Origin of the sequence: Hwangdonia sp. (genome assembly GCF_048381975.1) — a bacterium.
Lineage (GTDB): Bacteria > Bacteroidota > Bacteroidia > Flavobacteriales > Flavobacteriaceae > Hwangdonia > Hwangdonia seohaensis.
In genome coordinates this window covers 255,079-280,175 of record NZ_JBLWYT010000001.1, presented here as the reverse complement: position 1 = coordinate 280,175, position 25,097 = coordinate 255,079, and the positions used below count along the sequence as shown (strand labels likewise).

At 37.3% G+C, this 25,097-nt stretch carries 15 protein-coding genes; 9 read left to right on the top strand and 6 right to left on the bottom strand.

Annotation, left to right across the window (positions count from 1 at the left end; all coding sequences use genetic code 11):
- Positions 1-23: 23 nt before the first annotated feature.
- The 6 genes from atpD to ACN5J7_RS01175 all read right to left on the bottom strand — a co-directional run bounded on the left by atpD (position 24) and on the right by ACN5J7_RS01175 (position 10,858).
- Complete coding sequence (atpD, locus tag ACN5J7_RS01200; protein WP_311936932.1) at positions 24-1,532, bottom strand: F0F1 ATP synthase subunit beta; 1,509 nt, start codon at positions 1,530-1,532, stop codon at positions 24-26.
- 178 nt (positions 1,533-1,710) lie between these two features.
- On the bottom strand, positions 1,711-3,303 hold the full coding sequence (locus ACN5J7_RS01195) for a G-D-S-L family lipolytic protein (protein WP_418602343.1): 1,593 nt from the start codon (positions 3,301-3,303) through the stop codon (positions 1,711-1,713).
- Between the two features lie 13 nt (positions 3,304-3,316).
- The gene (locus ACN5J7_RS01190) at positions 3,317-6,103 is read right to left on the bottom strand and encodes a TonB-dependent receptor (protein WP_418602342.1); all 2,787 of its coding nucleotides are present in this window, start codon (positions 6,101-6,103) and stop codon (positions 3,317-3,319) included.
- Between the two features lie 215 nt (positions 6,104-6,318).
- Entirely contained in the window at positions 6,319-8,166 is a 1,848-nt protein-coding gene (glmS, locus tag ACN5J7_RS01185; RefSeq protein ID WP_418602341.1) for a glutamine--fructose-6-phosphate transaminase (isomerizing), read from the bottom strand.
- 156 nt (positions 8,167-8,322) lie between these two features.
- Positions 8,323-9,990 carry a DUF4270 domain-containing protein gene (locus ACN5J7_RS01180; protein ID WP_418602340.1) on the bottom strand — a complete coding sequence of 556 codons (1,668 nt, stop codon included), beginning with the start codon at positions 9,988-9,990 and terminating at the stop codon, positions 8,323-8,325.
- Positions 9,991-10,048: 58 nt separating this feature from the next.
- Complete coding sequence (locus ACN5J7_RS01175; RefSeq protein ID WP_418602339.1) at positions 10,049-10,858, bottom strand: glycogen/starch synthase; 810 nt, start codon at positions 10,856-10,858, stop codon at positions 10,049-10,051.
- Positions 10,859-11,002: 144 nt separating this feature from the next.
- On the opposite strand from ACN5J7_RS01175, the gene panC reads away from it, so the two are divergent.
- From panC to ACN5J7_RS01130, 9 genes are all read left to right on the top strand, one after another.
- Complete coding sequence (gene panC, locus ACN5J7_RS01170; protein ID WP_418602338.1) at positions 11,003-11,854, top strand: pantoate--beta-alanine ligase; 852 nt, start codon at positions 11,003-11,005, stop codon at positions 11,852-11,854.
- A 13-nt stretch (positions 11,855-11,867) separates the two neighbouring features.
- On the top strand, positions 11,868-12,218 hold the full coding sequence (panD, locus tag ACN5J7_RS01165; protein ID WP_072400238.1) for an aspartate 1-decarboxylase: 351 nt from the start codon (positions 11,868-11,870) through the stop codon (positions 12,216-12,218).
- 3 nt (positions 12,219-12,221) lie between these two features.
- Positions 12,222-13,190: a lysylphosphatidylglycerol synthase transmembrane domain-containing protein gene (locus tag ACN5J7_RS01160; protein ID WP_418602337.1), complete on the top strand. Its 969-nt coding sequence runs from the start codon at positions 12,222-12,224 to the stop codon at positions 13,188-13,190.
- Between the two features lie 91 nt (positions 13,191-13,281).
- Entirely contained in the window at positions 13,282-14,433 is a 1,152-nt protein-coding gene (locus tag ACN5J7_RS01155; protein ID WP_418602336.1) for an alpha/beta hydrolase, read from the top strand.
- Between the two features lie 90 nt (positions 14,434-14,523).
- Entirely contained in the window at positions 14,524-15,882 is a 1,359-nt protein-coding gene (gene radA, locus ACN5J7_RS01150) for a DNA repair protein RadA (protein ID WP_418602335.1), read from the top strand.
- A 328-nt stretch (positions 15,883-16,210) separates the two neighbouring features.
- Entirely contained in the window at positions 16,211-20,479 is a 4,269-nt protein-coding gene (locus tag ACN5J7_RS01145) for a LamG-like jellyroll fold domain-containing protein (protein WP_418602334.1), read from the top strand.
- 110 nt (positions 20,480-20,589) lie between these two features.
- Entirely contained in the window at positions 20,590-23,994 is a 3,405-nt protein-coding gene (gene ileS / locus ACN5J7_RS01140) for an isoleucine--tRNA ligase (protein WP_418602333.1), read from the top strand.
- A 4-nt stretch (positions 23,995-23,998) separates the two neighbouring features.
- Positions 23,999-24,379, top strand: coding sequence for a TraR/DksA family transcriptional regulator (locus tag ACN5J7_RS01135; RefSeq protein ID WP_311936899.1), 381 nt, complete (start codon positions 23,999-24,001; stop codon positions 24,377-24,379).
- Positions 24,380-24,454: 75 nt separating this feature from the next.
- Complete coding sequence (locus ACN5J7_RS01130) at positions 24,455-25,081, top strand: lipoprotein signal peptidase (RefSeq protein ID WP_418602332.1); 627 nt, start codon at positions 24,455-24,457, stop codon at positions 25,079-25,081.
- Positions 25,082-25,097: the final 16 nt, after the last annotated feature.

The window sequence follows — 25,097 nt, the reverse complement described above, 5'->3', positions numbered from 1 at the left end:
GACTGTGGACTGTGGACTAAATTTTACGCTTCAGCTAACATTTTCTCACCAGCTTCAATAGCTTCTTCAATAGTTCCTTTAAGGTTAAACGCTGCTTCTGGTAAGTGGTCTAATTCACCATCCATAATCATGTTAAATCCTTTAATGGTTTCTTTAATATCAACCAATACTCCAGGAATACCGGTAAACTGTTCTGCTACGTGGAACGGTTGCGATAAGAAACGTTGTACACGCCTTGCTCTACCTACAGCCATTTTATCTTCTTCAGACAATTCTTCCATACCAAGAATGGCAATAATATCTTGTAATTCTTTATAACGTTGCAATAACTCTTTTACACGTTGTGCACAATCGTAATGCTCTTTTCCTAAAATATCGGCCGTAAGAATTCTTGAAGTAGAATCCAATGGATCTACCGCAGGATAAATACCTAGCTCAGCAATTTTACGAGATAGTACGGTTGTTGCATCTAAGTGGGCAAAAGTTGTTGCAGGTGCAGGATCGGTTAAATCATCCGCAGGTACGTAAACCGCTTGTACCGATGTAATAGACCCTCTTTTTGTTGAAGTAATACGCTCTTGCATCGCACCCATTTCGGTTGCTAATGTTGGTTGGTAACCTACCGCAGAAGGCATACGACCTAATAATGCAGATACCTCAGAACCAGCTTGTGTAAAACGGAAAATGTTATCTACGAAGAAAAGTACGTCTTTCCCCTGGCCTTCGCCAGCCCCATCACGGAAATACTCAGCAATGGTTAATCCTGAAAGTGCCACACGAGCACGTGCTCCAGGAGGCTCATTCATTTGCCCGAATACGAAAGTTGCTTTTGATTCTTTCATTTTAGATTTATCAACTTTAGATAAATCCCATCCGCCTTCTTCCATAGAATGCATAAAATCGTCACCATAACGGATAATTCCTGATTCTAACATTTCACGAAGTAAATCATTCCCTTCACGAGTTCTTTCACCAACTCCTGCGAATACTGAAAGTCCACCGTGTCCTTTTGCAATATTGTTAATCAACTCCTGAATCAATACCGTTTTACCTACTCCGGCACCACCAAATAAACCAATTTTACCACCTTTTGCATAAGGCTCAATTAAATCGATTACTTTAATACCTGTAAATAAAACTTCGGTAGATGTTGATAAATCTTCAAATTTTGGTGCCTCTCTGTGGATTGGCAAACCAGCTTCTCCAGCTTTAGGCAAATCTCCAAGGCCATCAATAGCATCTCCAATTACATTAAATAAACGGCCATAAACATCATCGCCAATTGGCATTTGAATAGGTGCGCCAGTAGCAGTAACCTCTGTTCCTCTACTCAACCCATCCGAAGAATCCATAGCAATAGTACGCACCGTATCTTCTCCGATGTGAGACTGTACTTCTAGTACTAAAATAGAACCGTCGGTTTTTTTAATTTCTAATGAATCATAAATTTTTGGAAGTTCAGCACCAGCTCCGAATTCAACATCGATAACTGGACCTACTATCTGTGCAACTTTACCTGTAACTTTAGACATTACTTATGTGTTTAATATTATGCGTTTTAATTCTATGAAAACACTCTGAGTTTTCGCGTGCAAAGATATATTTTTTAATTTAGAATGAAAGTCGTTTTTGAAGCTTTTTTACATAAAAAAACACCTTCATTCCGAAGTTCGAGAAGAAGGTGTTTTAAGAATGTATTATTTTTAATATTTATTGAAGTGTTGGATGGTAATTAGTTGGATAATCGCCAGCATTTACCAAGTTTCCTGAAGCTTCAAAATTTGATCCAAATGCAGCATCAATAACTTTTAAAATCTCATTTGCCATTACCGCATATCCCCTTGCTGTTAAGTGAATACCGTCCAGCCCCACAGCACCACCAGTTACTAAATTGGTAGTTAAAGTAAAATCCCCAGACGAAAAACCAGTTGTTGAAGCTTCACCTAAAATACTATTTAAATCAACCAAAGCAACATTTTCATTGGCATTTGCAATCGCAGCTATTGTTGCATTATAAGCATCAGTGGCGTTTTTTATTTCGGCAAGTTCGTCACTATCCAAAGCATCTCCGTCATCAATACCGTTAACAGCCCCAATAACTAAAGCACCCTGTTGTGGCGTTGGTGTACCGCCAGCTTGTAACAAGCCCAATACTTGAAGCACTTCATTTGATAAAGCAACAGACCCATAACCTTGAGCCAATGCATCTTGATCTATAGTTAAAACGAGCAATTCATCTTCAGTCATTTGTCTAAACCCTAATGGGTTTGTTTGTGTAACAGGTACGTCTATAATCCACCTGTTTTTCCCTTCACTGAAAGGTATGGCGTATTGGCTAGCAATAGCCTGTGCCTGTGCTGGTGGTACCATTTGTGCAATTAATACTTGAGTAAATATTCCTGCAACTGCTTGAAAAAAGCCAGTTAATTGGCCTGCTGTTGCAGCATCTATCTCCAACGCATTATTGGGTACGGTTGTAAAATGAGGTAAATCGGTAACATAAGGAACGTTAGTAACAATGCCTTTTGCTCCACCAGAGGTTAAGGTTGATACTAGAAACCCGAATGTTTGATCGAAACCAACTCCAGGAGGACCAGCTGAAGGCGTAATGGTATTTGAACCATCGCCACCAGAAGTTGCATAGCCCAATACATCGTTACCACCAATTTCTGATAAGGTAAAAAATGTTGGGTTTTGTGCCATCGCATCACCTAATATAGTGGCCGTTGGACTTGATGCCATTCTGATAAAATACGGATTGGCCAACCCTAAATTTAGGTTTCCAAGGTTTCCGTAGCCATCAAATAATAAATGAAAACTTTTAGCACCTGGAACTCCCATATTATTAAAAGGACCCGTTGGATTATTAATCAATAAGTCTGTGGTAGAGGTCACTGGACCTATTACAGAGGATAAGGGAACCGGACCGGCGCCACCAAAAACTAATCTTGGACCAACTGATGACCCAGGGAGTTGAACCCCTCCAACAGCAATTCCACCAATATTGTCATTCATTAGGGGTTGCGTAAAAGCGCCTCCTCCTATATTTGAAAATTGTTGAGCTAAAATATTGGGAAATGAGTTTTCTTGAGACGCCTTAAATAAGGCACTATCTGTAAAGCCAGCGGTAAATGAAGCTCCTATAGCCACATAATTTGAAAAATCTGCTGATCCAGCTGTAAGTGCTGGCAATTCTACAACAACTTCTGGTTCTTCACTGGTTCCTTTAAGAACATCTTCAGGTTCGTTACATGCTGAAAACCCAATTAGGATTATTAATAGCCATATATATTTAGTATTCATAATAGTTTTCATTTTATAAGTTGTTAATTGTCCATGATAGATAATACATCGACCCTATATTTCCGGTTCCAAATGCCGTATAGTATTCGTCACCCAAAAGGTTTGTTGCCCCCGCTTTAAAAGTAGATTTAAAGCTTGGAACTTTAAGATTGATTTGAGCATCAACTACGTGAAATTCTGGCACTAAACCATTACCAAAAGTGGCTTCCCAGAAATAATCATCACTAAATCTATAAGCTATGTTGAATCCAAAGTTTTTAAACAATTCCGTATTTCCAAAAGACGCTTTGAACTTATGTTCTGGCGTGTTGAAATTGGTAGCGAAATTAGGATACTTCTCTTGATCAAAATCCAATTTAGCATAAGTATAACTACCACTTATATCAAAATTCCCAAATACTTTTGTAGATAAACCAATGGAAGCTCCGTAAGAGTTAACCTTTGCTTCAGAATTTGTGTATGCACTGTAACCTTGAAAATCTCCATTAGCTATAGCCGCTACCGATAATCCGCCATCTCCGGCAACCCCGTAATAAGGAGAAGCAACGCGTTGTTGAGAAATAAAATCTTCATAACTATTGTAGTACATACTAAAATCTACAATAAACTTATCAAGTTTACCTCTATACCCTGCTTCTGCAGACGTTACTTTTTCAGGTTTTATTAAATCTGGATTTGCTACCTGTAATAATGTAGGATCACCTGTAGCTCCAAATGCCTCTAATGAACTCGCTGTATATGAATTGGTATATGGAGCGGCTCCTGTTTGTGTAATAGTTGCTGGTTGCCCTAACAATTGACCTTGACCACTAACATCTAAAGGCCTTGACCATCGTTCTAAATTTGAAGGAGCTGAACCTACTAAAAAGCCTTGGCCAGAATCTAATCCAATAAATAAATCTTGAGTTGTTGGGTTTCTAAATCCTGTTTGCACAGATGTTCTAATATTATGGTTTCTATTTATAGTTAAACCTGCTGATATTCTTGGTGAAACAAACCCGTCAAAAAATTCAGATTTATCATAACGAGCAGATCCCGTTAGTTTAAGCTCTAAAGACTCATTTAGTTCGAAGCTCTTTTGAATTTGAGTATAAACACCAAATTCCGAGTAGTCTATTGGACCAGCGGCATCAGTATAGATCGTACCCCCAGAGTTTAAACTGTAGCTTCTGTAAGAACCACCAACTTGAATTTCAGCAAAGTCAATTAAATGGCTTAAATTATAGTTTCCATCAGCGTGGTAATATTTTGAAGCATCTTGAAATTTAGAACCCGTTATTAAGTTAGGGTCATTGATACTTCTATTAAATGCCGCTTTATATTGTGGAGTTCCAGGTTCAAAACGACCAGATTCAGCTTGTGCTCTTGCTGCTAAATGAGCTTGGTCGTTAGTTGCCCCTCCAAGGGTTGCTTGAACATATGCTCCTGTATATTCACCGAAATAGGTAACATGGTCTTTCCATTCATTTAAAATCTGGATACCTGTTACCGTCATATCGTACGAATCACCAGCTTTATCAGAAACCACATAGCCTCTTAAAAAGAAATGGTCATTTTTAACTTCTAGCTTATGTTGCTGTTGGAAAAAACCATCAATATTATATCTGTTTAATCCTTGGTAAATTGTTGTACCTGTTCCTACCTTTCCAACATACTGAATTTCAAAATCATCCTCCCAAGGTCTAAAATATAAACCCCAGTCCGCTTTAACACTTTCAGCGTTATAATCGGTTAAATCACTTTCATTATACCCAATTCTACTTACTTCTTCCGATGGCACTAGTGCACTTGCACCAGCCGGCAATAAACCTAAGCCTTCCATGGTTATCGCGACACTATGGATGTTTCTTTTAAAATCATCACCATATACGTTGACACCGTTATAACTTAAATTGGAAGCCCTTGTCCCACCTTGAGAATCTTTATCTTCTAAACTATTTGCTGCCCAATCCGTTCCTTTTAAGTATCCAAAATTAACTTTAGCAGCAAATTTGTTGCTAAACTTATGTGCAGCACGAATACTTAAATCGGTATATTCGTTATCTCCTGCCGCTTCTTGAGAGGTGATTCCTTTTTTAAATGAAGTGCTTATACCTGCATGGTCAAAAGGATTTTTACTTCGCATAAACAAAATACCGTTAAAGGCATTTGCACCGTATAATGCCGATGATGCACCTGGAAGCAACTCCACACTTAAAACATCGGTCTCCGTCATACCCACTAAATTTCCTATAGGGAAGTTTAAGGCTGGAGTTGAGTTGTCCATACCATCAACCAATTGCATAAAACGGTTGTTGGCAAATGTTGCAAAACCTCTTGTGTTAACCGATTTAAACGTTAAACTGTTGGTGTTCACATCAACGCCTTTTAGGTTTTCAAGTCCATCATAAAAATCCGCGGAAGCGGTATTCTTAATTTCCTTCAATCCGAAACGCTCAACAGTTACGGGCGATTCAAAAATTCGCTCAGGTGTTCTGGATGCCGAAATTACAACTTCATCTAATGCTGTACCTTCGTTAAGAACAAAGTTAAGTACTTGATTGTTTGTGGTCACTTCGATAGTAACGGTTTCAAAACCAATCATACTAGCTTGCACAGAAAAAGGCGGATTTTGGCCGACACTTAAGTTGAAAGCACCATCAAAATCTGTTACCGTTCCTGTGGAAGTACCTGTAACAATAATGTTTGCTCCTGGAAGTGGTTGGCCGCTGTCATCAACGACTGTTCCAGAAATTGATGTTGTTTGAGAATAAGTCAATCCACAAAACAACAACAGTAAAAAGGGGAGAATAGTTTTCATGTATAAGAGTTAGTTTAATTTATTGTTTAGCAATATAAATATATATAACATTATTACAATATAAAAACATAAAAAAATTATGCGCGCATAGTAGTTTTTAACAAAAATCACTTTAAATTTTTGAATAATACGTTATAAATTGGGTGTTTATTTGAGAATGAAAGAGAATATCTCCCGTGCAATTTATAAATTAATAATTTGCACGAGAAGCATTTTTACTCTACCGTAACAGATTTTGCTAAGTTACGTGGTTGGTCTACATTACAATTGCGCATTACAGCTATATGATACGATAAAAGTTGTAATGGTATAGTAGTTAATAAAGGTGAAAAAGCTTCCTCGCAATCTGGAATCTCAATAACATGATCGGCAATTTCCTTTACGGCAGTGTCTCCTTCGGTTACAACCGCAATGATTTTACCTTTTCTTGATTTTATTTCCTGAATATTACTCACTACTTTTTCGTAATGCCCCTTACTTGTTGCAATAACAATTACTGGCATCCTATCGTCAATTAAAGCAATAGGGCCGTGTTTCATTTCTGCTGCAGGATAGCCTTCAGCATGAATATAAGAGATTTCCTTTAGCTTCAAAGCACCTTCCAACGCTACGGGAAAATTATAGCCTCTACCTAAATACAAACAATTGGTTGATAGTAAATATTGTCTGGCAATGTCTTTTACGTGTTCGTCTACCTTTAATAATTGTTCTACTTTTTGCGGGATCAATTCCAATTCCTGTAAATACATTCTAAAAGTTGAACTTGACATCGTGCCTTTGGCTCTAGCCAAACGTAATGCAATTAAGGTTAAAACGGTAATTTGTGTTGTAAATGCTTTGGTTGAAGCCACGCCAATTTCCGGTCCTGCGTGTGTATAAGCACCAGCATGGGTTTCTCTGGCAATAGACGAACCTACCACATTACAAACCCCAAAAACAAAAGCTCCTTTGGATTTTGCAAGTTTTATGGCTGCCAACGTATCGGCAGTTTCACCAGATTGCGAAATGGCAATGACCACATCATTATCGGTTATTACGGGGTTTCTATAACGGAATTCTGAAGCGTATTCAACTTCAACAGGGATTCTAGAAAATTCTTCAAAAATATATTCGGCCACTAAACCCGCATGCCACGACGTGCCGCAGGCCACAATAATAATACGATTGGCATTTAAAAACTTTTTCATGTTATCTTCAACACCGGCCATTTTTATAATAGCCTCGTCTCTTAATAACCTGCCTCTATAAGTGTCTCTAATGGCTCGAGGTTGTTCGTGTATTTCCTTAAGCATAAAATGCTCGTAACCGCCTTTTTCTATTTGCTCAAGATTCATTTGAAGCTCTTGTACATAGGGAACCACTAACGAATCGTCTTTTATTTTTCTAACTTTTATGCCCTTCCCCAATCTAATAATTGCCATTTCTTCATCTTCTAAATAAATAGCATTTTTAGTGTATTCTAAAAAAGGCGAAGCATCACTTGCAATAAAAAACTCATCTTCGCCAATTCCCACGGCCAACGGGCTTCCTAAGCGGGCAATAACCACTTCACCGGGTTTGGTTTTATCGAAAACAGCAATGGCATAAGCGCCTATTACCTGATTTAATGCAATTTGTACGGCTTTACCAAGCTTTACGTTTTCGTTCTTTTTTACGTCTTCAATTAAATTAATTAAGACTTCGGTATCTGTATCTGATTGAAAGGTGTAACCTCTGGAAATCAACTCTTTTTTTAGCGCATCATAATTCTCAATGATACCATTGTGAATGATGGCCAATTCGCCTGAATTTGAAGCGTGGGGATGCGAGTTTACATCGTTAGGCACACCATGGGTTGCCCATCTGGTATGACCAATACCTAAACTACCGTTTTTGGTAATTTCTTTTTCCGATCGCTCTTCTAAGTCCGATACTTTTCCCTTGGTTTTCGAAATTTTAAGGTCGGTGCCATCAAACAAAGCAATACCGGCGCTATCGTAGCCACGGTACTCTAAGCGTTTAAGCCCTTCAATAATAATGGGGTAAGCTTCTCGATGTCCTATATATCCAACAATTCCACACATAAGTAATTTGGGTTTTAATTAACGTGGAGCAAATATGTAAAAAAAATATCAACAAATGCTAAAATAGTACATGAAGTTGATATTTTTTACGATAAAATCCATCGAAACTTAAAAAATTATGTGTTTCTATATAAAATAAGGATTTATAAAATGAATTTATAAATTAGGTTCTGTAAAAAATATTTCAAGTTTTATTTTTCTGTTTTCCGGTACGTTTTGATGATTCCCGTATAAAATAGTACCTCTAGGCGCTAACAAAACAGTTGATGGAACCTCAGTTACTTCATCTGCACTTTCTAAAATTTTAGAAAGGCTTGTTAAATTAACATTTGTAGATAACGTTAGCCCTAGCTTCGTGTTAGTTGAATCTTTTAGTAGAATATTATTAAGATGCTCGGTAAGGCGTATTTTGTATTTTGAAACACCATTATCATCAGTTATGCGTTGCCCCAGGTTAATAATTTTAGAGTTTGCCGGATCTGAAGTGTCTTCAGTCGGGTCGAACACATAATCAATGGTTGGCGCATTGTTTTTTATATCGTAAGCGTAAATTCTATCGTATTTATGATAATCAGGGTTCCCGCCATTCGGCATGGTTTCGTCTTCATAAATAACCAAATGCGCTTCATTGATTATTTTTTTTAACGGATAATTACCATTTACCTTTGGCAAATAATTGCCGTTTTCATCCAATTTCCTATAGGTTTTTTTAAAGCAATCCAGCGCTGTTTCAGGTGTACCATCGCAATCTACCATACCATTAAATAAATCAACAACGGCCATAGAACCTTCTGTTCCTTTTAAATACAACCTTTCGTCGCCATCGATTTTGTTTCCATTAGCCAAAGCAATGTTGAAATCATTTACAAAAGTGTTCAGTCTAATACCGGTAAGGTTTATGGTAAAAGTATCTTGTAATCGGTCGCCATCAATTGTAGAATCTTTTGAATAATAGATTACAATATTGGCGTTTGCCATATTAAAAAACACCATGTTACCACTACCGTTTATAGCCTCCGCTTTAAAGTACAGGCCTCTAAAGTAATCTTTAAAATTATTCGCATTACTTAAAACCGGGTCGTCTTGTTTATCAATAATTGTTGTTTTCCAATAATCTTTATCTAAATGCACTCTTAAAGCAGGAGTTTGTCTATCAAAGACATCTTGATCACCTTCAGTTGTTTTTAAAACAATGGTTTGGCTACTCGGAACATACTGGTCTTGTTCGTAAATGACATCGGTTTTATGGTCTTCAAAATTTATAACACCATTGCCGTCAAGAGCCGAATTCATGGTGCTACTTGCATTGGAATAATACCTTTGGGTTTCGTTAAATCCTGAATTTGGATTGAAATCCCTTAAAAAATAATTGTTCCTGTAAACCGTTAATTTTATTGGCGCGCCACCATATAAAGAATCTTTAATGGTGTACACTTCGTTTCCATTTTCGTCTGGCGAATCGGCACTTACTTTACTAAAATAAGGCACTTTTAAAACAACAGAATCTATTGCTGGATTGTCGCCAAAATTAGGATTGGAAACAGATGGTGTTACTTGCGTTATAATGCTCGCTGTAGTTAAACCGTAGGCAGGATCATTAAAAACACCAAACAAGTTTGATGACAAGTTGTTTATTTGTAAAGAATCCAGTTTTTTATTGTAAGCTAAAATCTGGAGATTTAAATTATTGGTGTTGAAATTAGCGTTGTCTTTTCCTAAAACATCACTTTCAATAGTATTAAAATCTTTATCGCAGGCAATAAACAATGCCATAACTAATAGAAATATACTGGAAAATTTAAGGGCTTTAAATATGTTTTTCATGTGCTTGTTTACAAAATGCCAAAATGGGCTTTCATGTTTTTTTTAGATGATATCCAGATTAAATACAAACTTTCGTATTAAAAAACTCTGTATAAGCTTCGCCAAATTCATCTTTACTTTTGAATTCTAAAATAGGTTTGTCCGATGCTTCTAAATACGTATTTAAATCTTTAGGTATATTTTCAGACCCTATAATCAAGGCATCGGAATTATCAATAGCAACCTTCATTAAGTTGTTGTATGATGGATCTTTAAGCGTTTTAATAGCCTCTTCATCAATATTATCAAACTTAATTTTATTAATCATATCTTTGTTTAACGCGCCATCAAAACTTTGATTGTACACCGAGGTAACAATTTTACTTTCGTTAAATAAAGGCTCGTCTTTGTAATATTGCTTTAAATAAAGGGGTAGTAACGACGCCAACCAACCATGAACATGGATAACATCGGGCGACCAGTTTAGTTTTTTAACCGTCTCAATAACACCTTTTGCAAAGAAAATAGCGCGTTCGTCGTTATCGGAAAACAAATCACCATTTTCATCGGTAAGTGTGGCTTTACGCTTAAAATATTCGTCGTTATCGATAAAATAAACTTGAATACGCTCTTTTGGAATTGAAGCTACTTTAATAATAAGTGGCATATCCAAATCGTTAATAACCAAGTTGATTCCTGATAGTCTTATAACTTCGTGCAATTGATGCCTTCTTTCATTAATATTGCCGTATCGAGGCATAAAAATTCTTATTTGCCCCCCTTGTTGATTTACCAATCTTGGCGCTTCAAAAGACATGGACGAAATTTCCGTCTCAGGTAAATAAGGCACTACTTCAGATGATACGTATAATATCCTCTTATCTTTCATATGTTAGTTTTTTGCTGTCTTTTTATAGCTATGTAATTGAATAGCTTTTTGAGAATTCAAAATAAAAAACACGCAAAAGTACAAAATTTTATGCGAATTGGCAGTAAAATATTAAGTTTGCAAGCGTTAATTTTTTATTAAATAATGAAGGTTTTTTCACAAAAAGTGCTAATTGCAGCAGCAATTGATAAATTAAAAGCAAAACAGCTTACGGTAGGTTTGGTGCCAACCATGGGCGCATTACACCACGGGCATTTGGCCTTGGTTAAAAAAGCTTTAAATGAGAACGATACCGTAGTGGTTAGTATTTTTGTGAATCCCACGCAGTTTGATAATAACGACGATTTAGTAAAATACCCCAGAACCTTAGAGGGCGATGTGGCCTTGTTAAAAACCGTATCAGAAAACAAGATTTTAGTTTATGCGCCAACCGTTGATGATATTTACGAAGGCCATACCATCTCGAATAAATTCGATTTTGATGGTTTGGAGTTTGAAATGGAAGGTAAATTCAGAACAGGTCATTTTGATGGCGTTGGCACCGTTGTAAAACGCTTTTTCGATATTGTAAAACCGCATCGGGCTTATTTTGGAGAAAAAGATTTTCAGCAATTGGCCATCATCAAAAAACTGGTTGAAAAGCATCATATTCCTGTTAAAATTATTGGTTGCCCCATCCATAGGGAAGCTAACGGGTTAGCCATGAGTTCGCGCAACACCCGACTAAAACCCGAATATAAAAAAGCTGCGCCTTTTATCTATAAAACCTTAAAAACTGCCAAAGAAAAATTTGGCACAAAAAGTGCTAATAAAATAACGGAATGGGTTGAAAAAGAGTTTGCTAAACACGATTTATTAAAACTAGAGTATTTTATTATTGCAGACACCAAAACCTTAAAACCAGTAAAAAGAAAATCAAACCAAAAAGCATATAGAGCGTTTATAGCGGTATATGCAGATGATATTAGACTTATAGATAATATCGCATTAAATTAATTATCTTTGCCGCATGCAAATTCAAGTAGTAAAATCTAAAATCCACAGAGTTAAATGCACGGGTGCAGAACTCAACTATATAGGCAGTATCACTATTGACGAAGACTTAATGGATGCCGCCAACATTATACAGGGCGAAAAAGTCCAAATTGTAAATAACGACAATGGCGAACGCTTGGAAACCTATTGTATTCCCGGTCCGCGTAATAGTGGCGAAATTACTTTAAACGGAGCGGCCGCTAGAAAAGTATCGGTTGGCGACACCCTTATTTTAATCACTTATGCCTTTATGGATATTGAAAAAGCAAAAGTGTTTAAACCATCGCTTGTGTTTCCAGACGAAGCCACAAACTTGTTAAAATAAACTTTGAATCAAAAGACAAAAAACATACTAAAAACAGCACTCCCATTATTATTGGGAGTTTTTTTGGTCTGGTTTGCGCTGTCTAAAGTTTCGGTTGAGGAATTATTGGTATACGCCAAAAATGCCGATTATACTTGGATAGTTTTGGGCATGTTTTTAGGACTTTTAAGTCATTTGTCGCGCGCTTACCGTTGGCGTTTTCAATTAGAGCCTATGGGCTACAATATTAAATTGGGCAATAGCATTATGGCGGTTTTTGTTACCTATTTAATTAATTATACCATTCCCAGAGCCGGCGAAGTCGCCAGAGCATCACTACTCACAAATTACGAAGGGGTGCCTTTCGAAAAAGGTTTTGGCACCATAGTAGCCGAACGTATTGCTGATATGATTGTCATGTTGGGTATAATTACACTGACACTTTTTCTTGAATTCGATTTTATCTATAATTTTTTAATCGAAAAATTCAATCCCGTTAAAATTGCCATTGCATTCATTGGGCTTATTGTTTTAATGCTTGTATTTTTTAGATATATAAAAAGAAGCAACTCTAAAATCGCATTGAAAATCAAAGCCTTTGTAAACGGACTAATTGAAGGTGCGCTAAGCATTTTTAAAATGGAAAAAAAGTGGGCCTTTATTTTTCACACCTTGTTTATTTGGGGCATGTACGTGTTGATGTTTTACGTTACTTCTTTTGCACTCGAAGAAACCAGTAACATTCCTCTTGCAGCCATATTAATTGGTTTTATAGCGGCAAGTTTTAGTATCGCGGCAACCAATGGCGGCATTGGTTCGTATCCGTTGGCTATTTACGCGGCGTTTTCAATTTTCGGCATTGCCGAAGAGCCAAGTATCGCATTCGGTTGGATTATGTGGGCATCCCAAACCCTTATGATTATTGTTTTTGGCGGTCTATCATTAATTTATCTGCCTATTTATAACAGAAAGAAATCGTTAAACGATAATTAACATTTTCAGTCTTATAAAACCTGTTTAAACACTTTTTTTTAGTTTTAACATATTTCATACCTTGCCCCTATTAAATCTCAAATCATTTGAAATGAAACATCCAATCATTTTTTTATTAGCATTATTCTGCATTACAAATACTATTGATGCCCAAGTAAAATACGAAACCTTTGAGTCTTCAAAACTAGGAGAAACCCGAGAACTGAAAATTCAACTACCAAGAGGTTATAATTCCAACGAAGACAAAAAATATCCGCTGTTTATCGTTTTAGATGGCGATTATTTATTTGAAGCCGTGGCAGGAAACGTTGATTATTACTCGTATTGGGAGGACATGCCCGAAGCTATCGTGGTTGGCATCAATCAACTCGAAAAACGATTTGACGACTGTATGTATTCCGAGCAAAACTCGTTGCCCATAGAAACCGGTGCTGCTTTTTTCGAGTTTGTTGGTATAGAACTCATTCCGTACATAGAAAAAACATACCGAACCGAAAATTTTAGAGTGGCCGTTGGGCACGGAGAAACTGCAAATTTTATCAATTACTTTTTACTGAAACAGCAACCGTTGTTTCAAGGTTATGTGGTTATCAGTCCGGAATTAGCGCCAAATATGCTCGATTATATTCCAGAGCAATTGGGCAAATTAGAATCTAAAATTTTCTATTATTTGGCCAATACGAAAAACGACTCGAAGTCCATTAAAAAAATGACCGAGGCTTTAAATACCGATATTTCAGCTTTAGAAACCAAAAACATCTTTTATAATTTCGATAGCTTTGAAAGCGGTTCGCATTACTCTGTGCCGGCACACGCTTTGCCAAAAGCCATGGAAAGTATTTTTTATGTGTTCCAGCCTATTAGCATAAAGGAATACAAAGAAGTTATATTGGAATTGGACGGCTCCCCGGTTGAGTATCTCCAGGAAAAATACAAAATGATTAATGAGTTATTCGGCATTGAAAAACAGATTCTTATTAACGACTTTAAAGCCATTTCTGCAGCCATAGAAAAGAATGAAAATTTTGAATATTACGAAGCCTTAGGAAAAATGGCCCGTAAAGAATATCCCGATACTTTATTAGGAAATTACTATTTGGCACGTTTTTACGAAGAAACCGGTGAACCCAAAAAAGCTATGCGCACCTATCAATCGGCTTATATGTTAGATGAAATTGCAGGCATTACCAAAGATTTAATGATTGAAAAAGCAGACTTAATAAAGGCAGATTTCGGTTACTAAAAAACAAGGTGTAAACTGGATATTTAATTAACTATTATTTAATCAAAACCTTTAATAACTCCATAATTTTTCAACCCAATAACTTAAACAATGGCTAAAGTTAAAACTACTTTTTTTTGTCAGAGCTGCGGCATTCAATTCGCAAAATGGCAAGGGCAATGTACAGCTTGTAAAGCTTGGAACACTATTGTTGAAGAAGTTATTCAAAAACCAGAAAAAAGCGATTGGAAATCGCCAACCACAATTGTAAAACGTGCATCTGTTCCCTTACGGATTAACGAAATAGACACCTCTAAAGAAGCGCGACTCGATACCTTTGATACCGAATTCAATCGTGTTTTGGGTGGCGGTATTGTTCCCGGATCTTTAACCCTTTTAGGGGGCGAACCCGGAATTGGAAAAAGTACATTATTGCTTCAAATTTCATTAAAATTACCGTATAAAACCTTATATGTTTCGGGTGAAGAAAGCCAGAAACAAATAAAAATGCGTGCAGAACGCATCAATCCGAACAACAACAATTGTTACATTTTAACCGAAACGAAGACTCAAAATATTTTCAAACAAATAGAAGCTTTAGAGCCCGATATAGTTATAATTGACTCTATACAGACTTTACATAGCGATTATATTGAATCCTCGTCGGGTAGCATTTCGCAAATAAAAGAATGCACAACCGAACTGATTAAATTTGCCAAAGAAACCGCAACGCCCGTTTTGTTGATTGGTCATATTACAAAAGACGGCCATATTGCCGGCCCAAAAATATTGGAACATATGGTCGATACCGTTTTACAATTTGAAGGCGACCGCAATCATGTTTTCAGAATTTTACGCGCCAATAAAAACCGCTTCGGCTCAACAAACGAATTGGGTATTTACGAAATGCAAGGTTCTGGTTTGCGCGAAGTTTCCAACCCATCCGAAATATTAATCTCCAAAAAAGACGAAGAACTTTCCGGAAACGCCATTGCCGCCACTTTAGAAGGTATGCGCCCGTTAATGATTGAAGTGCAAGCCTTGGTAAGCACTGCAGTTTACGGGACACCACAGCGAAGCGCCACGGGTTTTAATGCGAAAAGACTAAATATGTTGTTGGCCGTTTTGGAAAAACGTGCAGGTTTCAGGCTTGGTGCAAAAGATGTGTTTTTAAATATTACCGGAGGCATTACGGTTGATGATCCCGCGATAGATTTGGCGGTTGTCGCTTCTATTTTATCATCAAATGAAGATGAAGCCTTGCAAAAAGATTTTTGCTTTGCAGCCGAGGTTGGTTTGTCTGGAGAAATTAGGCCCGTACAACGTGTGGAACAGCGTATCTTAGAGGCCGAAAAACTTGGGTTTTCAACTATATTTGTATCGAAATACAATAAAATTTCACTTAAAAACACCCAAATTAAAATTCAATTGATTTCCAAAATTGAAGATGTAGTTGATGTTTTATTATAGCCAAAAAGCTATTTTGTTAAAAATCATTCACATCTTAAAATAACCGTTTATCTGATAATTTTGTATTTCATCTACTTTTTTATTGCTTTTATCGATTTTTTCTCCTATAATTGCAATATTATTTTGTACCAATACATAGGTGCTTAAAAGTTAATTATTCTTCCCTCACCGTAGTTCAAATACGTTTTATTTTAAGCGATAACCAATAAAAAATGAAGTTGAATGCATTTCATCGATTTCATTAAACAGAAATTTTAAGAGTTTTAACGAATAAAAAACATAACCATTTGATTATAAATTAATTTTGCATTGCCCAAATCTATTATTTATGAAAACAAAATTACTTTTAAGCTTACTATTGGTATGTATTAGTTTAACCCTAGGGTATGGACAAACAAATGCACCAAGCATTCAAACAGGTGTTAGTTTTCAGTGGAGTGACACTCAAAACGCTTCAACAGACCCTGCTACCATTAAAAGCGTTACGGTAAACAATAACGTTTATCTTAATTATGGATTGCCAACGGGCTATCAAATGACCCAATTAGGACCTAATGGGCATTCAGCAAATAACATTAGATTAAATGGTGGATACACCGAAACTACGAGTGCAAGTTTAACATGGAATTTGTCCGCACTTGCTTCATTTCAAGATTTAAATCTAAACCACTATTTTGAAGCCAATGGAAACGGGCGCAATATTTGTGATGACTACACCACCGAACAAACTACAACGGCGCAAAGACAAACCTTAACCTATGGAACAGGAATTTTTGCGAGTTCCAGCGGTGTTATTGCCGTTACAGAGCGAAATGCAAACAACTGTTATCATTTAGAGCTTTTTGGTATTCCGGCAGGTGGCGGTGCAGAACAATCTTTAGGAGAAACTTTTGTTAACCAAACCTCAACAAGATGGGGTTTTGGTGGCACAGGAACGAGTGGCAATATGGGCACACCCGGAGCAGTTAACCCACCTCCTTCGGGCTCGGATTATTGGTTAAGCGACCGTGTACTTGAAAATAACGGAACAGTTGGGATTGCCTTGTTTTATCTAGATGATATTGCTCCGAATGGTTCAATTATTACTAAGGCGCAATTAACAGCGTCTACAAATGATCATGCCGATGGTAAATTATTCATTTTGACCCTTGATGACGAAGATGAAGATGGATATAGCGATGTAGACGATTTAGATGATGATAACGATGGCATTAAAGATACTGATGAGTCTGGAGGGATTGACCCTTCAGCAGATGCCGACACTGATGGTATTCCAAATTATAAAGATCCAGATTTTTGCACCTTAAATGCTTATGGTGTTTGTTCAAATTTGGATGCTGATTCTGACGGAATTCCAAATCACCTAGACTTAGATAGCGATAACGACGGCATAACCGATGTGAGGGAATCTGGTGGCACCGATTTAAACAACGACGGTATTGCCGATGGCTCAATAGGGTTAACACCAACAACAAACGGCATACCAAGTTCTGCTGGCACAGGAACAACCCCCATTAATACGGATGGCGATGTTAATGGTTCCGGTAATCGATATTTAATTTATGATTTTTTAGATATCGATTCAGATAATGATGGTATTCCAGATAATGTAGAAGCACAACCTACCATTGGCTATGTGGCACCAAGTGGCACTTATTCCAGTACAGGAATTGATGTTAGTTATGGTTTAGGCATTATGGTTGAAGACACTGATGGTGATGGGATTCCAGATTATATTGATTTAGACTCTGATAATGACGGCATACTAGATGAAGCAGAAAACGGTTTGCCAATTCCAACTACTGATCAAGATAAAGATGCTGATGGCTTAATAAACCCCTTTGAAACAACAAATATTGATGACCCTATTTGGGATGTAAATGAGGACATAGAAGACCCTACCGATCTATCAATATTACCGGATGCAGATGGCGACTTAAACTCCGGTGGCGATTTAGATTATCGGGATATGTTCAGCACTAATCCGCCTGCTATAGCTTCTATAGATTTTGATGGGGTCGACGATTATTTATCAAGAGCATCCTTTATAGATGGTTTAGGTACGGTTACCATAATGGCTTGGGTAAAGTCTGATGCCGGCAATTCAACCAACATGGTTATTGCAGGCGAAGACACTGGCTGTAAACTATGGCTCGAAAACGGCAACATACCTAAATTTACGGTAAAAACTGCAGGCAATTCAGAAGCCTCTGTAAGTTGTACCGCTATTAATTTTAATGAATGGCATCATATCACAGGAATTTATAATAGTACCTCTGGCACCATCACCATTTATGTAGATGGAGAATTATTAAGCTCTAGCAATGTAGGAAGCACGGGGGCAGTCATTGAAACTACGAGCGATTCCAATGGAAATTTTGAAGTTGGCAGACTCTCAAGCAACCTAAGCAACAAGCTATACTTTAAAGGTGATATTGACGAATTGAGGGTGTTTAATACAGCATTAACAAGCGAGCAAGTAAGAAAAATGGTGTATCAAGAAATTGAAAAAAATACAGTCACCAATAATGTAAAAGGTGTCATTGCGAAAAAAGATATTGAAGACACCACTTCAGGAGCTAAAGTACCATGGGCAAACTTAATAGCCTATTATCCAATGACGGATATTAAAATGGGCACAACCTCGGATTATTCCAGTAATAATGAAAAGCTTTATTTAAACTATATCACTTCCGTACAAGACCAAACGGCGCCCATACCTTATCAAACAGCGTCTAATGGTGCATGGACATCTCAATCTACATGGTTGCATGGCGGTGTGTGGGATATTGAAAATACAGCAAACAATAAAGATTGGAGTATTGTAAAAATAGGTAGCGATGTGTCTGCTAGCCATACCATAAAAACAGTTGGACTCGTTGTTGATTCGGGGTATTCATTAACAGTTCAAAGTGATAATTTAGTACAAAACTCCTGGTATTTGGAGTTAAACGGAACACTTGATTTAGAAGGCGACTCGCAATTAATTCAAACCCAACATAGCGATTTAGTAACCTCTGCCGTTGGTAAAATTTTAAGAAGGCAAGAAGGAACATCCAGCTTGTACAGATACAATTATTGGGCATCGCCGGTGGGAGCCATAGGCGCAACAACCTTAAGCAATAATAATGCAACCACAAACAATACAAATAACAGCGCTTACACCCTTAACACGCTAAAAGATGAAATGGGAATCAACTTCTCTTTCACGTCCAGTCACCATGAGGTTGGTAAAATAAGCACCTATTGGCTATATACCTATATTAACGGATTAACTTATTGGGATTGGGCGGTTTTAGACACTAATACACCCATTGAGCCAGGAGTGGGCTATACGCAAAAAGGCACCGGAAATGCTGGCTTAGAACAGCAATATACTTTTGATGGAAAACCAAACAACGGTACCATTTTAGTAAACGTTACCGATAAAGGAGGCGCAGGCTCGGAACCATCGGTCTCAAAAACCGAATATCTTTTAGGAAACCCTTATCCATCGGCATTGGATATCCATAAATTTATAGATGACAATGCAGGTGTTATTGATGGCACCTTGCAGCTATGGCAGCAATGGGCTGGCAATTCTCATCAGCTCAGGGATTACGAAGGCGGTTATGCTCAAGTAAATAAAACAGGATCAATTCGAGCCTACCAATTTGTAGGTATTGAAGGCGCAACTAATGGTTCGCAAGACGGTACGTTAACACCGTCTAGGTATTTGCCCGTAGGTCAAGGATTTATAACCGAAATTGTTGGAAACGGTAATGTGGAGTTTAATAACTCGCAGCGTGTATTTATAAAAGAATCAGATGCCGATGGCACTTATAACAACGGATCTTCGTTTTTCAAAAATGGAAATGACAAAACGAAAAACAAAGATGCTTCAGCAAAAAACAATGAGCAAAATGAATTTAAAAAGATTCGTTTGGAGCTAAACGCGGTATCGGGTCCTGCAACAAGAAGGGAATTGCTCTTAGGGTTTAGCAACACCACCACGGATGGATTCGATTATGGCTATGAAGCTGAATGTACAGATTCCAATAACAACGATTTGAATCTAGACTTCGAAGGTAAAAACATGAACATTCAAGCGTATAGCGACATTACCGACGATAAGATAGTGGCCCTAAACTTTAAATCTTCTGACACGAATACCTTCGAAATTAAAATGACGGAAACCGAAGGTATCGATGACACTCAAGACATCTATCTCAGGGATAATTTAACAGGCACATACTTCGATTTAACCAAAAATAAAGCGTACAGCTTTACATCGGAGCAAGGAAAATTCAATAAAAGATTTGAAATAGTATTTCAATCCGAACAAAAAAGCCTGAGCGTTGAAGAAAACAAACACAGTGCGAACTTTGTGTACTACCAAAACAATACAAATACACTGTTTGCAAAAAAACTGAGCGCTCCGGTAACTAGGTTAGCTGTAATTAACATGAAAGGACAAACCGTTTTCGAGATTAAAAATGTTTCTCAAACCACTTTAAACAACGGACTTAAATTAGCTAATTTGTCTACAGGGACCTATGTAGTTTGTTTAAGAACAGAGGACCATCAGGTAATTACCAAAAAAATTATATTTCACTAGTTTTGGAGTAAATAAAAATGAATGGGCCAAAACCTAGGTTTTGGCTTTTTTTTATAATAAAAATTATATATAATTCCTTAAATTCGCATCCTTATAAGAATCCATAGTAAATGAGCGCTAAATTTCCTGAATATAAAGGACTTGACTTACCAAATGTAGCTAACGAGATACTACAATATTGGCAAGAAAATAACATCTTCGAAAAAAGTGTAACCACCAGAGAAGGCAACAAACCGTATGTGTTTTACGAAGGGCCGCCATCGGCAAACGGTCTACCGGGAGTGCATCACGTTTTAGCACGCGCTATCAAAGATATTTTTCCGCGTTACAAAACCATGAAGGGTTACCAAGTAAAGCGTAAAGCAGGTTGGGATACACACGGTTTACCTATTGAATTGGGTGTTGAAAAAGAATTAGGGATAACAAAAGAAGATATTGGCAAAACCATTTCGGTTGAAGATTACAATGCCGCTTGCCGTAAAGCGGTAATGCGTTACACCGATGTGTGGAACGACCTAACCGAAAAAATGGGCTATTGGGTAGATATGGACGACCCCTACATTACCTACGAGCCAAAATACATGGAGTCGGTTTGGTGGTTGTTAAAACAGATTTACAACAAATCGTTGCTTTATAAAGGCTATACCATTCAGCCCTATTCACCAAAAGCCGGAACAGGATTAAGCTCGCATGAGTTAAATCAACCCGGAACCTATCAAGATGTTACCGATACTACGGTTGTTGCTCAATTTAAAGCCAATCAAGAATCGTTACCTGATTTTTTAAAAAACAACGGTGATGTTCACTTTTTAGCTTGGACCACCACACCGTGGACCTTGCCAAGTAATACGGCATTAACCGTTGGTTCAAAAATTGATTATGTGTTGGTTGAAACCTACAATCAATATACATTTGAGCCCATAAATGTTATTGTAGCAAAGCCATTGGTTGCCAAACAATTTGCAGGAAAGTTTAAGCAAGTTGAAGAAAAATCAGAAATAGAGGCTTATAAAAAGGAAGACAAAAAGATTCCTTATAGAGTAATTGCCGAGTGCAAAGGAAAAGATTTAGTAGGTATCACTTACGAGCAACTTTTACCGTTTGCATTGCCAAACGACAATCCTGAAAATGCCTTTAGAGTTATTGCTGGCGATTTCGTAACCACTGAAGATGGTACCGGAATAGTACATACCGCACCAACTTTTGGAGCCGATGATGCTTTGGTTGCAAAACTAGCCACACCAGAAGTACCGCCCATGTTGGTAAAAGATGAAAATGGCAACTTAGTACCATTGGTTGATTTACAAGGCCGTTTCCGTCCAGAAATGGGCGAATATGCCGGTAAATATGTGAAAAACGAATATTATAATGATGGTGAAGCTCCAGAACGTTCGGTAGATGTGGAGTTGGCCATTCAATTAAAAACAGAAAACAAAGCCTTTAAGGTTGAAAAATACAAACACAGTTACCCCAACTGTTGGCGTACCGATAAACCCATTTTATACTATCCGTTAGATTCTTGGTTTATAAAGGTAACCGATGTTAAAGATCGTATGTACGAGCTTAACGAAACCATCAACTGGAAACCCAAAAGTACGGGCGAAGGACGTTTTGGAAATTGGTTGGCCAATGCCAACGATTGGAATTTATCGCGATCGCGTTATTGGGGTATTCCGCTTCCTATTTGGAGGACTGAAGATGGCAAAGAAGAAATCTGTATCGGTTCGGTTGAAGAGTTGAAAGCCGAAATGGAACGTGCCGTACAGGCAGGCATCATGGAGGCCGATATCTTCCAAAGTTTCGAAGTTGGAAATAATTCCGAAGACAACTACGCAAAAATCGATTTGCACAAAAATATTGTTGATGACATTGTTTTAGTTTCTAAAAGCGGGCAAAAAATGCTCCGCGAAAGCGATTTAATCGATGTGTGGTTCGACTCCGGAAGCATGCCTTATGCACAGTGGCACTACCCCTTTGAAAATAACGGTTTAATTGATAAAGGAACTACATTCCCCGCCGATTTTATAGCCGAAGGTGTCGATCAAACCCGTGGATGGTTTTATACATTACACGCCATAGCGACAATGGTTTTCGATTCTGTGGCATACAAAAACGTGGTATCCAACGGATTGGTATTGGATAAGAACGGACAAAAAATGTCCAAACGTTTAGGGAATGCCATCGACCCGTTTGAAACTTTAGGAAATTACGGTGCCGATGCGACGCGTTGGTATATGATTAGTAACGCCAATCCATGGGATAATTTAAAATTCGATTTAGAAGGTATTGAAGAAGTAAAGCGCAAGTTTTTCGGAACGCTTTACAATACGTACTCATTCTTTCAATTGTATACAAATTTGGATAATTTCACCTATTCTGAAGCCGACATTCCTTTAGCTGAACGCCCAGAAATAGACCGTTGGATTTTATCCGAATTGCATTCCCTTATCAAAAAAGTGGATGCGTTTTATGCCGATTACGAGCCCACTAAAGCAGCAAGGGCCATATCTAACTTTACGCAAGATTATGTAAGCAATTGGTTTGTGCGTTTAAGCCGAAGACGTTTCTGGAAAGGCGATTACCGACAAGATAAAATTTCAGCCTACCAAACGCTTTATACCTGCATGGAAACCATTGCAAAATTAGGTGCGCCTATTGCTCCGTTTTTTATGGATAGGTTGTATCTGGATTTGAATGCGGTGACTAAAAAAGAATCATTTGAAAGCGTGCATTTGGCTGAATTCCCAAAATTTGACTCAAATTTTGTAGATAAAAGCTTAGAGCGCAAAATGGAAGCTGCCCAAACAATATCTTCATTGGTATTATCGTTAAGAGCCAAGGAGAAGATTAAAGTGCGTCAGCCACTTCAAAAAATAATGATTCCTGTTGTTAGCGCACAACAAAAACAAGAAATCTTAGCCGTTTCAGAATTAATAAAACACGAAGTAAACGTTAAGGAGATTGAGCTTTTAGACGATGCTTCAGAGATATTGGTTAAGCAAATAAAACCTAATTTTAAAACCTTAGGACCTCGTTTTGGAAAAGACATGAAAGCCATTGCCAATGCCGTAATTAAGTTTACTGCAGAAGATATTAACAAAATGGAACAAAATGGTAATTTAGATGTTGCAGTTAACGGAAAATTGATTACTTTAGAACGGGCAGATGTAGAAATTATCTCGCAAGATATTGAAGGTTGGTTGGTTGCAAACGAAGGCGCATTAACAGTAGCTTTGGATGTAACGCTAACCGAAGATTTAAAAAGAGAAGGGGTCGCCAGAGAGTTGATAAACCGTATACAAAATTTACGTAAAGATTCTGGCTTTGAAGTCACCGATCGCATAGATGTAACGCTTCAAAAAGATATTAATATTGAAAACGCTGTAAAACATAATATAGAATATATCAAAACAGAAACCTTAACCGAGAAATTAGAAATTATGGACCGATTAGATAATGGTATAGAAATTGCCTTTGATGATGTAAATACCAAATTATTTATTCAAAAACATTAAGACCATGAGTACAGACACAGTAAGATATTCAGACAAAGATTTAGCCGAATTCAAAACGCTAATTTTAGAAAAAATAGAAAAAGCTAAGCACGATTTAGAACTTATTAAAAGTGCTTACATGAACGACCACAACAACGGTACTGAGGATACATCGCCGCAATTTAAAGCTTTTGATGAAGGCAGTAATGTAATGAGTAAAGAATCGAACTCGCAATTAGCCATTCGTCAAGAAAAATTTATCCGCGATTTAAGAAATGCATTAATACGCATTGAAAACAAAACCTATGGTGTTTGTCGTGTTACCAAAAAACTAATTAACAAAGAGCGCTTAAAGTTAGTGCCACACGCCACATTAAGCATTGAGGCTAAAAACATGCAACAATAATCAAGTTAAAAAACATAATTTAAAACGTCTCTCCCGACAACTATCGGGATTGAGACGTTTTTTATTAAAAACCTCATGTCGCGAAAAAAATCCATTCTACTGATACTAATTATTTTGCTCATCGACCAGGTTAGTAAAATTTATATAAAAACCCATTTTGCACTTCAAGACCATATTGAAGTTTTTAGCTGGTTTAAAATTTATTTTATTGAAAACGATGGAATGGCCTGGGGCACAAAAATAAGTGATTTTGCATCGTTTATGGACGATAGAACAGCCAAAGTAGCCTTAACTCTGTTTAGGATTGTAGCCATTTTTGGCATAGGGTATTGGCTGTACGACGTAATAAAAAAACAAAGCCCCAAAGTGTTGATATTAGCCATTGCTCTCATTTTCGCAGGCGCCATGGGCAACATTATCGATTCGGTTTTTTATGGTGTTTTGTTTGACGACAGCTACGGTCAAGTCGCTACGTTTTTACCCGAAGCAGGTGGTTACGATTCTTTTTTACACGGTAAAGTAGTCGACATGCTGTACTTCCCCATTTGGAAAGGCTACTTACCAGAATGGATGCCTTTTTGGGGCGGCGATTATTTCACGTTTTTCGAACCTGTTTTTAACATCGCCGATATGGCCATAAGCACAGGTTTTATAATGCTTATTGTGTTTAATAAAAAGGCGTTTCAGAAAAAGGAAGTTTAATCCTGTTTTTTTTTAA

Coding starts and splice junctions, on each gene's coding strand:
- ACN5J7_RS01135 (WP_311936899.1), top strand. CDS start 23,999: ATGAGTACAGACACAGTAAGATATTCAGACAAAGATTTAGCCGAATTC.
- ACN5J7_RS01155 (WP_418602336.1), top strand. CDS start 13,282: ATGAAACATCCAATCATTTTTTTATTAGCATTATTCTGCATTACAAAT.
- ileS (WP_418602333.1), top strand. CDS start 20,590: ATGAGCGCTAAATTTCCTGAATATAAAGGACTTGACTTACCAAATGTA.
- ACN5J7_RS01190 (WP_418602342.1), bottom strand. CDS start 6,103: ATGAAAACTATTCTCCCCTTTTTACTGTTGTTGTTTTGTGGATTGACT.
- panC (WP_418602338.1), top strand. CDS start 11,003: ATGAAGGTTTTTTCACAAAAAGTGCTAATTGCAGCAGCAATTGATAAA.
- panD (WP_072400238.1), top strand. CDS start 11,868: ATGCAAATTCAAGTAGTAAAATCTAAAATCCACAGAGTTAAATGCACG.
- radA (WP_418602335.1), top strand. CDS start 14,524: ATGGCTAAAGTTAAAACTACTTTTTTTTGTCAGAGCTGCGGCATTCAA.
- ACN5J7_RS01145 (WP_418602334.1), top strand. CDS start 16,211: ATGAAAACAAAATTACTTTTAAGCTTACTATTGGTATGTATTAGTTTA.
- ACN5J7_RS01180 (WP_418602340.1), bottom strand. CDS start 9,990: ATGAAAAACATATTTAAAGCCCTTAAATTTTCCAGTATATTTCTATTA.
- ACN5J7_RS01130 (WP_418602332.1), top strand. CDS start 24,455: ATGTCGCGAAAAAAATCCATTCTACTGATACTAATTATTTTGCTCATC.
- ACN5J7_RS01195 (WP_418602343.1), bottom strand. CDS start 3,303: ATGAATACTAAATATATATGGCTATTAATAATCCTAATTGGGTTTTCA.
- atpD (WP_311936932.1), bottom strand. CDS start 1,532: ATGTCTAAAGTTACAGGTAAAGTTGCACAGATAGTAGGTCCAGTTATC.
- glmS (WP_418602341.1), bottom strand. CDS start 8,166: ATGTGTGGAATTGTTGGATATATAGGACATCGAGAAGCTTACCCCATT.
- ACN5J7_RS01175 (WP_418602339.1), bottom strand. CDS start 10,858: ATGAAAGATAAGAGGATATTATACGTATCATCTGAAGTAGTGCCTTAT.